Origin of the sequence: Pseudomonas frederiksbergensis (assembly GCF_003732665.1) — a bacterium.
In the GTDB taxonomy this organism is placed as follows: domain Bacteria; phylum Pseudomonadota; class Gammaproteobacteria; order Pseudomonadales; family Pseudomonadaceae; genus Aquipseudomonas; species Aquipseudomonas frederiksbergensis_G.
In genome coordinates, this window is sequence record NZ_MOBP01000002.1 from 67249 (window position 1) to 80990 (window position 13742).

General features: G+C 60.3%; 15 protein-coding genes and 1 pseudogene. 6 read left to right on the plus strand and 10 right to left on the minus strand.

What is annotated here, in order from left to right; genetic code table 11:
- Positions 1-109 precede the first annotated feature (109 nt).
- Positions 110-772, plus strand: a complete 663-nt coding sequence (locus BK665_RS03215) for a glutathione S-transferase family protein (RefSeq protein ID WP_123402834.1) — start codon at positions 110-112, stop codon at positions 770-772.
- Positions 773-905: 133 nt separating this feature from the next.
- Here BK665_RS03215 and BK665_RS03220 read toward each other — a convergent pair whose 3' ends face one another.
- From BK665_RS03220 to BK665_RS03230, 3 genes are all read right to left on the minus strand, one after another.
- On the minus strand, positions 906-1286 hold the full coding sequence (locus tag BK665_RS03220; RefSeq protein WP_123402835.1) for a c-type cytochrome: 381 nt from the start codon (positions 1284-1286) through the stop codon (positions 906-908).
- Positions 1287-1352: 66 nt separating this feature from the next.
- Entirely contained in the window at positions 1353-1556 is a 204-nt protein-coding gene (locus BK665_RS03225; protein ID WP_123402836.1) for a hypothetical protein, read from the minus strand.
- 129 nt (positions 1557-1685) lie between these two features.
- A complete protein-coding gene (locus tag BK665_RS03230; RefSeq protein ID WP_123402837.1) occupies positions 1686-2006 on the minus strand; it encodes a hypothetical protein in 321 nt (106 codons plus the stop codon).
- A gap of 192 nt (positions 2007-2198) precedes the next feature.
- Between BK665_RS03230 and BK665_RS03235 the strand changes: the two genes are divergently transcribed.
- A complete protein-coding gene (locus BK665_RS03235; RefSeq protein WP_259699568.1) occupies positions 2199-3104 on the plus strand; it encodes a SphA family protein in 906 nt (301 codons plus the stop codon).
- Positions 3105-3508: 404 nt separating this feature from the next.
- Here BK665_RS03235 and BK665_RS03240 read toward each other — a convergent pair whose 3' ends face one another.
- Positions 3509-4597: a polyamine ABC transporter substrate-binding protein gene (locus tag BK665_RS03240; protein WP_123402839.1), complete on the minus strand. Its 1089-nt coding sequence runs from the start codon at positions 4595-4597 to the stop codon at positions 3509-3511.
- Positions 4598-4648: 51 nt separating this feature from the next.
- Positions 4649-5950 (minus strand): NAD(P)/FAD-dependent oxidoreductase, encoded by a 1302-nt coding sequence (locus BK665_RS03245; protein WP_123402840.1) that lies wholly within the window; start codon positions 5948-5950, stop codon positions 4649-4651.
- Between the two features lie 157 nt (positions 5951-6107).
- On the opposite strand from BK665_RS03245, the gene BK665_RS03250 reads away from it, so the two are divergent.
- A complete protein-coding gene (locus tag BK665_RS03250; RefSeq protein WP_123402841.1) occupies positions 6108-6992 on the plus strand; it encodes a LysR family transcriptional regulator in 885 nt (294 codons plus the stop codon).
- A 336-nt stretch (positions 6993-7328) separates the two neighbouring features.
- Positions 7329-7643: pseudogene (locus BK665_RS03255) on the plus strand (alcohol dehydrogenase); the annotation flags it as partial.
- 8 nt (positions 7644-7651) lie between these two features.
- On the opposite strand, the gene BK665_RS03260 reads toward BK665_RS03255, so the two are convergent.
- Positions 7652-8182 carry a MarR family winged helix-turn-helix transcriptional regulator gene (locus BK665_RS03260; RefSeq protein WP_123403116.1) on the minus strand — a complete coding sequence of 177 codons (531 nt, stop codon included), beginning with the start codon at positions 8180-8182 and terminating at the stop codon, positions 7652-7654.
- Positions 8183-8289: 107 nt separating this feature from the next.
- On the opposite strand from BK665_RS03260, the gene BK665_RS03265 reads away from it, so the two are divergent.
- A complete protein-coding gene (locus BK665_RS03265) occupies positions 8290-9096 on the plus strand; it encodes an SDR family NAD(P)-dependent oxidoreductase (RefSeq protein ID WP_123402842.1) in 807 nt (268 codons plus the stop codon).
- Between the two features lie 40 nt (positions 9097-9136).
- Here BK665_RS03265 and BK665_RS03270 read toward each other — a convergent pair whose 3' ends face one another.
- The 4 genes from BK665_RS03270 to BK665_RS03285 form a co-directional block, all read right to left on the minus strand.
- Positions 9137-10069 (minus strand): alpha/beta fold hydrolase, encoded by a 933-nt coding sequence (locus BK665_RS03270; RefSeq protein WP_123402843.1) that lies wholly within the window; start codon positions 10067-10069, stop codon positions 9137-9139.
- A 50-nt stretch (positions 10070-10119) separates the two neighbouring features.
- Positions 10120-10731: a TetR/AcrR family transcriptional regulator gene (locus BK665_RS03275; protein ID WP_123402844.1), complete on the minus strand. Its 612-nt coding sequence runs from the start codon at positions 10729-10731 to the stop codon at positions 10120-10122.
- Between the two features lie 88 nt (positions 10732-10819).
- Positions 10820-11797: a saccharopine dehydrogenase family protein gene (locus BK665_RS03280; RefSeq protein WP_123402845.1), complete on the minus strand. Its 978-nt coding sequence runs from the start codon at positions 11795-11797 to the stop codon at positions 10820-10822.
- A 104-nt stretch (positions 11798-11901) separates the two neighbouring features.
- The gene (locus tag BK665_RS03285; RefSeq protein ID WP_123402846.1) at positions 11902-12651 is read right to left on the minus strand and encodes a glucose 1-dehydrogenase; all 750 of its coding nucleotides are present in this window, start codon (positions 12649-12651) and stop codon (positions 11902-11904) included.
- 154 nt (positions 12652-12805) lie between these two features.
- Between BK665_RS03285 and BK665_RS03290 the strand changes: the two genes are divergently transcribed.
- Positions 12806-13675, plus strand: a complete 870-nt coding sequence (locus BK665_RS03290) for an AraC family transcriptional regulator (RefSeq protein ID WP_185076422.1) — start codon at positions 12806-12808, stop codon at positions 13673-13675.
- Positions 13676-13742 lie beyond the last annotated feature (67 nt).

The following is a 13742-nucleotide window of genomic DNA, read 5'->3' on the forward strand; positions in this document are numbered from 1 at the left end:
CCGATTTTTCTCCAGGCGCCACGACCGCTGGGCCTGTCGCCTCGCGCAACCCGCAACCTCGGTCGATAATTCAACGTCGTGCGCTGCACAGGTTCAGGAGGACTGAAAGATGCCGCTGACTCTCTACTACCATCCCCTCGCGTCGTTCTGCCACAAAGTGCTGATCGCGCTGTACGAAAATGGAACCGAGTTCGAGAAAAGGATCGTCGACCTGAGCGCCGAGGCTGACCGGGCGCAGCTTCGGGCGCTGTGGCCGATCGGCAAGTTTCCGGTCATCCATGATCACGCTCGCCAGCGTGACGTGCCGGAATCGACCATCATTATTGAGTACCTGGATCGGCTCTATCCGGGTCCGCACCGTTTGGTTCCCGAGGAGTGGGAGACGGCGCTGGAGGTGCGTTTGTGGGATCGGTTTTTCGACCACTATGTGCATGAGCCGATGCAAAGGATCGTGGCGGATCGGCTGTTCGCCGCCCATGGGGATTTGACCAGGGATCGCGATCTGCTGACGACGGCGTACCAGATGCTGGAGCGGCGGATGGCGTCGAGGATCTGGGTCGCCAGCGCGGCATTCAGCCTGGCTGACTGCGCGGCAGTCCCGGCGTTGTTCTATGCCAGCACGCTGGTGCCGTTTCCCGCCGACTGCGGGCACTTGAGTGCCTATTTTGAGCGGTTGATGCAGAGGCCGTCGGTGCAGCGGGTGATTGATGAAGCCAGGCCTTATTTTCAGTTTTATCCGTTTGCGGAGGCGATACCGTTGCGGTTTCGGTGATCCCCGTCGCACCGCAAAATAACCGTAGGAGCGAGGCTTGCCCGCGAAAGCTATGTAACAGCCACCCTAGAGGTTGGAAGTTATGACGCTTTCGCGGGCAAGCCTCGCTCCTACAATGAGTTTTGCGCTGCAGCTACATGGTCTGAAGGTACGCCAACAGGTTTTCGATTTTTTCCGGGTCGCTGATGCCCCAGAAGATCATGCGGGTGCCGGCCACCACGCTTTTCGGGTCTTCGATGTACTTGGCCAGGGTTTCCCGGGTCCAGACCACGCCGGAGGATTTCATCGCCTCGGAGTACTGATAGCCCTCGGTGCTGCCGGCGGTGCGCCCGATCACGCCGTTGAGCACAGGGCCAAAACCCGGGCGGGCGGATTCGCCGACTTGATGACAACCGCCACAGGTGCGGCTGAACAGTTTGCCGCCCGCCTCGGCATCGCCGGCGGCGTTCGCCTGAGTGCCGAACAATCCAGTGGTAAGCATTAAAGCCAAGGTCAGTACGCCAGCGTGGTTCATGTAACGGCTCTCGAAAAAACGAGCGGCTATTTCATCACGACCGGCGCCCGGACCGAAGCTTTCAATTTAATCGTGCAACAAGCCAGAGCTGTACTCGTTGAAGTGACTGCCGATGGCGCTGCCGCCGAAGTTCAGCTTGTTGGCGCTTTGGCCGTCAAACTGCTGGCAACCATCGGAGAAACAGGTGCTGGTGCTCATGCCGGAACCGGAACACGCGCTCAGGAGCAACGCACCGGCGATCAATACGACTTTGACGAGATTGGTTTTCATTGTTCTGTCCCTTTGGCTGCAAGCCTGGCCACGCGCCACCCGAAGCCATCATGCTAAGCCGCCGGCCCGCCGGAAACATAATGAAACATCGAAGCTCGACAGCGTTGGTTCAGCAATGTGGCCGGCGCGTTATTTACGGGCCAATTTGTAGCGCACGCAATCCTCATAAAAGCTCTTGCGGATCGCTTCGGGCTTGAACCGTGACTGGCTATCGTAGGTTTGCTCGGTAATGCCCATGGCCATCATGTGCATCCACGGTTTGTTGAATTTATAAACCTGGATCTTCTGGCGCGCGGCATACAGGGAAACACCCTGCAGCTTGAGTTCCTGAGCCCTGGCCGCCGTCCCCGCGCCCCAACTGCACATATACCGATCATTGGGCTTCAACTCCTTGGCCTCGACCGAGACGGCCACGCTCGCCAGTGCCAGCGAGATCACTAAATTGCGCAATTGGAGTTCACCTAAGCATCTGAAAGTGCGGCGATTCTGGCGATAACGCGAAGTGTTGTGGGCCAGCAAAATGCCTTATCTGCGACAGCCAAATCCACACGGTCGCCTACACTTGGCTCCGGTGCATGGATTATTCATGGGAAGTCGAGAAATGAGGCCCCAATGACAAAAACGAAAACACTGATTGGGCTCATGGCCTTATTGCCGGCGATCACCGTGCAAGCGGATGACGGCGGCATCAGTTTCTGGCTGCCCGGCCAGTTTGGTGCGCTGGCAGCGGCGCCAACCGAGCCGGGTTGGAGCATGCCGCTGATTTATTACCATGTCAGCGCCAGCGAGGGCGGGAGCAAGCCGTTTCCACGGGGCGGTCGCACGACCGTGGGGCTGGATGCGAAAGCCGATTTGCTGTTCGCCAGCCCCACCTACACCTTCGCTGAGCCGTTCCTGGGTGCGCAAGCGGCGGTGTCGATGGTCGCGGCGGTGGGCCGCTCCGAAGCCAGTGTCGATGCCACGCTGACCGGCCCGCGTGGGCGGACGTTCTCCGGGGGCACGGACGATAGCCTGAAAGGCGCGAGCGACATTTACCTGCTCGGCACCTTGAAGTGGAACCACGGCGTGCACAATTTCATGGCCTACAGCATGGGCAACCTGCCCGTCGGCGCCTACGACCCGGATCGGCTGGTCAACACCGGGCTGGGCCATGCCTCGATGGATGCCGGCGGCGGCTACACCTATTTCGACAAGACCAACGAGTTTTCCGCCGTGGCGGGCATGACCTACAACTGGGAAAACACCGATATCGATTACAAAAACGGTATCGACGCCCACCTCGACCTGAGCGCCTCGCACTTCGTCACCAGCCAGACCCACCTGGGCCTGGTCGGCTACGTTTACCACCAGATCACCGGGGACAGCGGCAGCGGCGCCACCCAGGGCGATTTCAAATCCAAAGTCAGCGCCGTCGGACCCCAGGCCGGGCATTTCTTCAAAGTCGGCAAAGAACTGTGGTACGCCAACCTCAAGGGCTATTACGAGTTTGATGCCGAGAATCGCGCCGAAGGCTGGAACACCTGGGTGACGTTGGTTGTTCCGCTCTAGGAAAAAGGGGACGCATTTATTTAATGAGTTTGATGTTGGATGGAAGGACCTCTTCGCGAGCAAGCCCGCTCCCACAAGGGATCTGCTGCGTACACACATTACGTGCTCGACGATGATCCACTGCGGGAAAAAGGCGACGCATTTATTTAACGGGTTTGATGTTGGATGGAAGGACCTCTTCGCGAGCAAGCCCGCTCCCACAAGGGATCTGCTGTGTACACACATTACGTGCTCGACGATGATCCACTGTGGGAAAAAGGGGACGCATTTATTTAACGGGTTTGATGTTGGATGGAAGGACCTCTTCGCGAGCAAGCCCGCTCCCACAAGGGATCTGCTGCGTACACACATTACGTGCTCGACGATGATCCACTGTGGGAGCGGGCTTGCTCGCGAAAGCGGTTCTAGGTGTTGGTCTTCAGTTTGTTCCACAGGCGCGTTGTCAGCCGTGCGATGGCGGGCGGCAGGTCCTCGACGGTGAACAACCTGTCCAACACTGTTTTAGGCGGGTAAATCGCCGGGTCTTGCTTCACCTCCGGCACCACATCGGCGTCCGCCGCCAGGTTAGCGTTGGCGTAATGCACGCTGCTGCTGATGTTGGCGATCACCTTGGGCTCAAGCAGGTAGTTCATGTAGGTGTAGCCATTTTTCTCGTGGGGCGCCCTCTTGGGCATGACCACCATGTCCATCCACAGGGTCGAGCCTTCGTCCGGAATCGAATAGGCGATGTCGATGCCGTTCTTGGCTTCCTTGGCGCTGGCGGCGGCTTGCACGATGTCGCCGTTGAAACCGATCACCGCGCAGATGTTGCCGTTAGCCAGGTCGCTGACGTATTTGGAGGTGTGGAAGTACTGGATGTAGGGCCGGATCTTCAGCAACGCCTGTTCGGCCTTGGCGTAATCCGCAGGCTCGTGGCTGTGGTGCGGCAGGCCCAGGTAATTGAGGGTGATCGGCAGGATCTGCGTCGGGTTATCGATGATCGCCACGCCGCACTGGCTGAGTTTCTTGATGTTGTTTTCATCAAAAAACAGGCTCCAGGAATGGGTGACGTCGGTGGTGCCGAAAATCGCCTTGATCTTCTCGACGTTGTAGCCGATCCCCGCCGTGCCCCACATGTAGGGATAGCCGTACTGGTTGCCCGGGTCGTTGACTTCAAGTTTCTTCATCAGCGCCGGGTCGAGGTTTTTCCAGTTCGGCAACTGGCTCTTGTCTAGCTTCTGGATCGCCCCGGCCTTGATCAACCGCGACATGAAATGGTTCGACGGGCTGACCACGTCGTAACCGGTGTTGCCGGTCATCAATTTCGACTCCAGGACTTCGTTGCTGTCGTGGATGTCGTAGGTCGCCTTGATCCCGGTGGCCTTGGTGAAACCGGGCAGGGTGTCGTCGGCGATGTAGCCGCTCCAGTTGGAGATATTGACCTGTTCGTCAGCGAAAGCGCCTGCCGAAAATGTCGTGAGTAGGACCGCCAGGGAAACAGGATGGACGCGCATGTTCAATCACCTAGTCTTGAAGATTTTTGTTTTGTCGTGATGCCTGGTTTTCTAGATTTCTGTTCTGGCCCTGACCGCCTCCACGCGCATGCGAAGCATGGCACCGATATCGAGGAAAGGTTTGGGCGGCAGCCAGCCTGGCTCGGCCCGATGCATGACCGAGGCCAGCAGCGGCGAGTCGGCGCCCGAGGCCAATTCGGCGAGCAAGCGGCCCCAAAGCGTGCCCCGCGCAACGCCCGAACCGTTGCACCCGGCCACGGCAAACACGCCCTCCTCGACCTTGGCGAAAAACGGTTGCCCGGAACGCGAAGCGCTCAGGTGGCCGGTCCAGGTGTAGCGAATGTCCTGCTCGGTCAGCCATGGGAAGCGCCGTTGCAAACCCAGTACATGGTGTTTTCTGCGGACCTGAAGATCGCTGTTGGACAGATCCCGGGAGCGGTATTCGGCGGTGTTGCGGATCATCACGCGACGATCCGGCGTTAACCGTACCGTGGCGCCAAGCGGTCGGGTGGACAGCACGCCCCAGGGCTCGACGCTGCCCATTGCCTGGAATTCCTGCTCGGTCAACGGCCGGGTGAGGCTGGCGCTGAGTTCCATCGCGAAGGTGCCGCTGTCGGCGATACCCGAGCGCGGAATGAACGCGTTCAGGCACACCAGCACTTGCGCGGCCTCGATGAGGCCCTCGATGCCTCGGGCGCGAACCCGTCCCTGAGCCGCACGTTCAAGACCGGTGATATCGGTGTTTTCGTAGAGGGTCACATTCGCCGGCAATGCATCGAGCAGGCCCTGCACGTATTTGGCCGGTTGCAGTAAGGCGTTGCCGTTACCGCACCAGATCGCCGCTTGATAATGGTCGATCCCGAGTTTTTGCTGGAGTTGTTCACCTTGCAGAAACTGCGCCGAGGCACCCACCGCTTGCAGGGTTTGCAGCTTGGCCTCGACATGGGTGAGCTTTGCGGGATCGCTGACGGCGAAGAAGTAGCCGGCATCCCGAAAATCGCAGTCGATGCCGTGACGGGCAATGCGCTGGCGCACTTCGATGCTGGCGGCGCGGGAGATCGAGGTATCCACTTCATAACCGGCGAAACCTTGATGGCTCAAAAGCTCATCCGTGGTCGGGTGTTCATGGGCCACCACGAAACCGGAGTTGCGCGCCGACGCACCTTGGGCCGCACGCTGGCGGTCGACAATCACGATGCGCGCCTGGGGGTGCATTTCGGCCAGGGAATGAGCGGCGCACAACCCGGTGATACCGGCGCCGATGATCAGCCAATCGGCTTTTTGCAGACCACTCAGGCGATCACGAACCGGGGTGCTTTCGGTTTGAGCGATCCAGCCACATTCATTCTTCACACATCACCTCATTGGACTGTCGTTCGGCGGGCCGTCCCTCGCACTGCATGCGGTAATCGCATGAGCCGTTTTAGATGAAGACAGCCAGAACTGGAATCTATAAGGTCTGTAGTGATACAACCAACGTTTTAAAATCATCGACCTATTCGGAAAACGCATGGATAAGATTCGTCACGTTCCGTCCTTGCAGGGGCTTCAGGCGTTGGTGGAAGTTGCAGATTCCGGCAGCTTCACCCAAGCAGCGCAGAAGCTGTGCCTGACCCAAAGCGCAGTCAGCCGCAAAATCCAGCAGTTGGAGAGTCACTTCGGTGTGCCGCTGTTCGTCCGCAGCAGCCGCAGCCTGCAACTGACCGCTGAAGGCGAACACGTCCTGGCCAGTGCACGCACGATCCTTGAGCAACTGAAAACCCTTGAGGATCGGCTCTCGCCACAAAAACGCCCGTTTCGCATCCGCATGCACGTCTCGCTCGCGGTGCGCTGGTTGTTGCCGAAACTGAGCGATTTCTACCTGCGTCACCCGGACGTTTCCCTGTCGATCGAAACCGTGGCGACAGAGATCGTCGAACCGGCCAGCGACAGCGATGCCTACATCCTTTACCTGCCCGAACCGTCGAACGATCCCGCCAGCCTGACCCTGTTCGAGGAAGCGTTGGTGCCGGTGTGCGCCCCGGGCCTGGGGCCGCTGGCGTCGATGGATGACCTGGTGCGCTTCGCCCTGCTGCATCGCTCGGCGGACAAGCAGGCGTGGATCGAATGGCTGGCGGCCAATGGCGGTAAATCGTTGGAGGATTACCGGCACATCCCCTTCAACCTCGACGAGTTGGCGCTGGATGCGGCGGCGCGAGGCTTGGGGGTGGCGATGACGGATTTGACCCTGGCCCAGGAATCGCTGGATCGCGGGGTGCTGGTGGTGCCGTTCGGGCAGCCGTTGAAAACCCGAGGGATTTATTCGCTGTGCCCGCAACCTTCAGCGGCGGGTCATCCGGCGTGTGGGGTGATCATGGCGTGGTTTGCGCAGCAGGCGGAACAGATTGCCGGGTGATCGCATGGAGACGCACAAAGAGGGACACGAAGAAATGGAATGTCACGTCAGCCATGGGTAGCTGACGGGCTCTCCTTTAACTGCTGCCTCACTGCATTCAATCGCGAGGTTTGGTTCCGATTTTTCCGTTGTACGGATTCACATTTCCCCTCGTGCTGTAGTTGTTGTTCCTCGTGGTATCTGGATTTGTTGCATGGGAAGGTTGGACATACGTTCCATTACTCCGGGTGTATCCACTGATACTGTGATCAGAGCGAGTCCCGTAAGAACTACTTGATTTATAGGAAGAATGGCCGCCGAAGCTACTACCTCGCGCATAAACATTTCCTGAAAGAACTACTCACCGCCAACGCCAACCTTGATTGGACGGCCATACTCGGCACCTTGCGCGGCAAGGGTCGCCTGCATTTTGTAGGCATCGTCCCCAGCGCCATTCCCGTGCATGTGTTCGACCTGATTCCTCAGCAAAAAACCCTGTCTGCTTCACCGGTGGGCTCGCCGAGCAACACGGCGACGATGCTGGAATTCTGCGCACGGCATCAGATCCTGCCGCAAGTCGAGATGTTTGCGATGAGCCAGGTTAACGAAGCCGTCGAGCATTTGCGCAGTGGCAAGGCGCGTTATCGCGTTGTGCTGGATGCCAGCAAATAAGCGCCGGATCAATCCGCGCTGTAAGCCGCAAGAAACTCATCCGAGGCCACAAAATCGGCGGCCGCCCGCAGGGAGGCTGCCGCTTCGGCCCCCAATACGTCCTCAACCCGCTGATTCGCGGTGTTCCAGTGCGTGATTGCCTGATGCAACCGCTCAACCCCGGCCGGGGTCAGGACCGCGCGTTTGGTGCGTCGGTCCTGCTCGTCCGCCTGCAGTTCGACCAGCCCATCGCGCATCAGCGGTTTCAGGGCATGGGTCAGGGCTGAAATCTGGATCGCCAGTTTTGCCGCCAGATCCTGCAAGGTCGGTGCCCTGCCCTCGTTGGCTGCCGCCATGCGCGTTGTTTCCGTCAGCAGTCCCACTTGCGTCGCCTTCAATCCCACCGGGGCGAGGGCTTCGTCGTACAGATTGCCCAGGCGGCGCGCCGCTCGTCGCAGTGCCGTGTTGGTACACACCAGGTTGTCGAAGGCGTTTAGCTCCTCGATTGAGTCCTGGGGTGCGTCGTTTATTGCTGGGAAATGACTGGAAATGTTCTTCATGGCGGAATAATGGTTGAGCACAACACTATTGACAACCCCCATTCTCCCGGACATACACTTGCGGCCTCAACTATTAGCTTGAGCACTAAACCTAAAGAGGCAAGATCATGACTGCATCAAAGAAAACCGCTGTTGTAACGGGAGCATCTTCAGGCCTCGGCGCCGTCTACGCGGATCGCTTGGCTGCACGGGGGTATGACTTGGTTTTGGTGGCGCGCCGCGCGGATCGTCTGGCCGCACTGGCAGACAAACTGAGCACCACGTATGGCGTCAACGTCCGGAGTCTGGTGGCGGATCTTGAGCAAGAGGCGGATGTGGCCAAAGTCGAGCAAGTCCTGACCAGCGACAGCAGCGTACAACTGCTGGTCAACAACGCCGGGCTGGCGAAGTTGCGCGCCCTGGCCGAGTCGTCCGCCGAAGACGCCCGGACGCAGATCGCACTGAATATCGTGGCGCTGACCCGCCTCACGCAGGCTGCGCTGCCGGCATTCGTTTCGCGGGACGCGGGCACCATCATCAACGTGGCGTCGGTGCTGGCGGTTCACTCCTGGGCGATCAGTTCGGTGTACAGCGGCACCAAGTCTTACGTGCTGGCATTCAGCCGTGGCATTCAGGATGAACTGGCCAAGGCCCATTCGAAGGTGAAGCTCCAAATCGTTCTGCCCGCCTCGACCGCCACCGAAATCTGGACCGAAGGCGTCTCCGGGGTGCCGTTGTCAGCGCTGGGAAAAGACACGGTCATGAGCGCGGAGGATTGCGTTGACGCCGCCCTGGCCGGCCTCGACAACGGTGAAGCCATCACCTGGCCTTCGGTGGAGGATGAAACCTTGTGGAACCAGTACGCCACCGCCAGCGCGACTCTCTTCGCCGCCACGCAAACCGGCACGCCTGCTTCGCGTTATCGCATTAAATGATGCGTCCAAGCGGCCCTGGCACCCGGGGCCGCTTCACCGCTTACTCGCCGAAGAACGCCAGCAGTTCTTGGGCCACACGATTGGCCGCCTCTTCCGGCAGGTAATGACCGGCATTCTCGATCACCCCGCCCTTTACATTGCCCGCCACTGCACGCAAAGCGTTGACGATGTTGTCGCCAACGCCCCGCTCGGCGCCCAGTGCCAGCACCGGAATGTCGAGCGGCACTTGCGCCCGTTGGCGACTGGCGGCGAGGCCTTCGGGCGATAAGGCGGATTGGTAATAGCTGCTGGCGGCGCGCAGAGCGCCCGGTGCCGCGAGTTGTCGAGCGTACACGGCGATGTCGTCGGGAGTGACGGTCCAGGACTGAATGGATTTGGCGCGCAACAGCCACGTCAGGAACACCTGCTCGCGACCGGCGATCAGCAGCTCCGGCAGGCCATCGAGTTGGTTGAACGCAAAGTGCCAGGTGCGCAAATTGGCTTCGGTGTGGGACAGGTCCGTGCGCGGGGTGGACAGGCCCGGGATCAAGGCGTCCAACACAGCAAGGCGACGAATATCTGTGCGCCAATCCGCCGCGAGTGCGTAGCCAATCCAGGTGCCGACGTCATGCCCGGCCACGTCGATCGGGCCGTTATCGAGCAGGCCGATCGTTTCGGCGAAGGCGTGGATTTCCGCGGCGACGGTGCGCATGTCGTAACTCCCCGGGGGTGCATCACTTTCCCCCATGCCCCGCGGATCAAGCGCAATCACGCGCCGCCCCGCCGCCACCAGTTTCGGCATCACGTAGCGCCACGCATACCAACTCTGCGGCCACCCCGGAATCAACAGAATCGGCGCGCCGGTCCCGCCCTCGACGTAATGCAGGTTGACCTCGCCCACCCGCGCACTGGCGTGGCGGAACGTGCCCCAGAAATCGGCGCGGTTAAAAAACTCCGTACCGACCTGTTCCGGCTGTTGCCATTCGCTGTTCATCAGATTTTTCCTCTCGTTAGGAATCAAGCGTTTCCTATCTGGACAAAACTTCAATCGAAAAGCCGCATGGCCTCAGGCACCAATCGCTGCATGTCGTCGCCGATGGCGCCGGTTTTGCCCAGGATGCGCATGCCTTGCTGGATCGCCATTAACAGCTTGGCGGTGAGTGCCGCGTCCAGGTCGGTGCGCACCGAACCGTCGCGCTGCGCCTCTTCGATCAAACGCCGCAACTGCGCTTCCCGTTGCTGCTGCTGGGCGGCGATGCGTGTGGCGATTTCTGCGTCGGCAACCGACAGCTCCACCGCCGTTTCGATGACCAGGCAACCGGTACGGCCAGCCGTCTCGCTGCTCATCTGCGCGTAGTGCTTCAACACGGCTTCAATTTTGCCGCGCCCGGTGTCTGCACTGGCGATGCATTGGCGCAAGGCTTCGGCGCGCAATTCCATGTAGCGCCCGAGCGCTGCCAGAAACAGCCCGCGCTTGTCGCCCCAGGCTTTGTAAATGCTGCCCGAGGTCAATCCCAGCACCTTGTTCAGGTCTGAGATCGAGGTGCCGTGATAGCCGAATTCGCTGAACCGGGTGATGGCCTTGTCCAGCACGGCATCACTGTCGAATTCACGGGGACGCCCTAGGCGCGCTGAGAGGTGGGATGTATTTTCCATGGGCCACTATAGGAAATGATTGATCCCGAATGCAACACCCCATTGCGGATCGGCAAAAATCATTTCGACATTGAGGTGTTTTAGCGTTCTAAAAATCGGTAATGGTAGTCCCGGCAATCGTCTCGGCGAACCCCATGCCGAACACCCGCCCAGGCGTTTCAAACCCGGCTCGCCGTTCACCGCCCAACACCCTGCGCGCCGCTTCCACGGCAGCCAGCGGCGTGTAGCTGTAGCCGTTGACCGTTTCGATGATTGAGCGGGCAATGCTGCCGTCCGACCCGGTCACCTCAGCCACCGCGCGGGCGCGATGGGTTTCGCGCTGTTCGGCGCTGGGCCCGTCGGGCATTTGCGACAGATCACCGTCGGGAAAGGCTTCACCCGTGAAGTGCACGAACATGGCGATGTCAGGAATGCCGGTGGAGTGCCAACCGGTGACCAAATCACCAAACGACAACGGCGCGCAGAGTTCAGGGCCGTCGCCGAAATCGAATGTTTGCGGCTGCGCGTCGGGCGTCGCCACCAGTTGCCCATCGATCCTGGCCAACAGACCCGCGCTGATGATCTCGCCGACGCTCATGGCCGAGCCCCGGGACATGGAGCCCGCGACTTGCAGCGCCACTTTCAATGACTGCGGGTTCTGCACCCGGCGCGCCACATGCAGCGCCAGGCAGTCCGTCGGCACCACGTCCCAACCAACACCCGGCAGCAACATGACACCGGCCTCGGCTGCCTGTGCGCCCAACCGTTCGGCCAGCCGATAGACATTGATCTCGGCGGTGATGTCCAAGTAATCGGCGCCCGTTTTGATGCAGGCATCCATCAATGCTGGCGCCGTGTGGGCGAACGGTCCGGCGACATTCAGCAGGACGCTGACGCCGGCCAGGGATTCTGCGGTCGTGGCCTCCGCGTTGAACACACGAAAAGCAACATCCAATTGCGCCGCCAGAGACGCCAACCTGTCGGCATTGCGCCCGGCGATGACAAGGTCCAGCCCCAGCGCCTTGGCATGCTCGGCCGCCATGCGCCCGGTGTAGCCCGTTGCGCCGTAGATCATTAACGTTTTCATTGAGTCTCGCTGATACAGGTGCTGATTGAGTGGTGTCACCACAGTAGCCCTCGCCTGCTCAGCGGGCGCCGTCGTTTCTGGCAGAATCCTGCCTGTTTGTGCTTTTAGTAACCGACCCCGCGCACCCCGCCCGACGCCCGTATCGATTCCCCGGTAATCCAATGCGAGTCCGCGGAGGCCAGGAACACCGCCAGCGGCGCAATGTCTTGCGGCTCGCCAAAGCGGCCCAGCGGCGTGCCCGCAATCAGCTTTTCGCCAAACTCACCGGCAAAGTTACCGTCCGTGGCCGGCGTATTCGTGTGACCGGGCAGGATCGAGTTGACCCGGACCCCGCGTGGCCCAAGCTCCCTGGCCAAGGCGAAGGTCAAGGTATCGACCGCGCCTTTGGTGGCCGAATAGACGCTGGAAGCCAGGTACGGATCGGTGCTGAGAATCGAGCTGATGTTGATGATGCTGGCCGACGGGCCGAACAGTTTGACCGCTTCCCGAACCGCCAGCAGATAGCCGAGCACGTTGAGGTTGAACTGCTGGTGGAACGCCGATTCGGTGAGGTCTTCGATCACCTGGAACACCGCGACACCGGCGTTGTTCACCAGAATATCCAGCGTTCCATATTCGGTCTTGACGGTATCAAACAAACGAATCACGTCGGCGGACTGGCTCATGTCTGCCTGAATGCCCACGGCGTTGCCGCCCTGGGCTTGAATCTGTGCGACCACCGCGTCGGCATCGACTTTGCTCGACGCATAGTTCACGACAACGGTCGCGCCGGCCGCGGCCAGTGCCTTGGCGATGCCGGCACCGATACCTTTCGATGCGCCGGTGACCACGGCAATTTTTCCTTTGAGTTTCATGGGATGACCTTGGTAGATGAGTGAAGTGTGGCCCTCAGTATTCGGGCAACCACCGCTCAAACGGTTGCCGGTTTTTCTCCGATGATTGCCTATTCTTCTCACAGTCTTGCGTTGCGCCCAGCACTGCGCCATGTTCAACCCCATGGACGAAGCGATGGATGAACTGCGCAGCATCGTGATGCGCGCGCAAAACAAGTGGACGGACACGGGCCTGGCGCGGGTGGCGATGGTGCGCGCCGAGGCCTGTGCGAATCAGGTCTATCAGCCGATGCTGCACCTGGTGCTGCAAGGTTCGAAGAAATTGACCATCGGCGATCAGGTGATTGAGTACTCGCCTAACACCTACTTCGTGGTGCCCGTGGACGTGCCCGCCACCGGCGAAATTTATCCGAACGGCCCGGACGAGCCTTACCTCGCGATCAGCCTGACCCTGAACCCCTGCGTCATCGCCACGCTGCTGGCTGACGAGGTCAAATCGGCCGAGCAATCGATCGCCAACCGCTTTAGCCCGGTGATGGCGCCGGTCGAATTGATCGATGCGTGGCTGCGCATGATGCGGCTGATGGATCGCCCCAACGAGGCGGCGGTGCTGGCGCCGATGATCGAGCGCGAGATTCTGTTCCGGGTCTTGCAAGGACCGCTCGGGAGCCTGCTGCGGGAAATCGCCCGGCCCGATGGCCGACTGGAACAGGTGCGGCGCGCTACCCAGTGGATACGCGAGCACTACACCGAGCCCTTTCGTGTGGAACCGCTGGCGGCGATGACAGATATGAGTATCGCGGCGTTCTATCGTCACTTCAAAGCCATCACCGGCATGACGCCCATCCAATACCAGAAACGCCTGCGCCTGATTCGGGCGCGCTGGTTGCTGTTGTTCGATCCTCGCGACGCCGCGTCCATCGCCTTCACCGTGGGTTATGAAAGCGCATCGCAATTCAGCCGCGAATATGCACGGCTGTTCGGCATGCCGCCGGTGCGGGATGCGGCCAGGTTCAAGTCACCAGTGGCGGCGGCGAGCCCGTAAACCTGCGGCAAAAAAAAGCCCCGCGACCCAATGGGCGCGGGGCAAAGAATTGGTTGGTTGCGGCCAA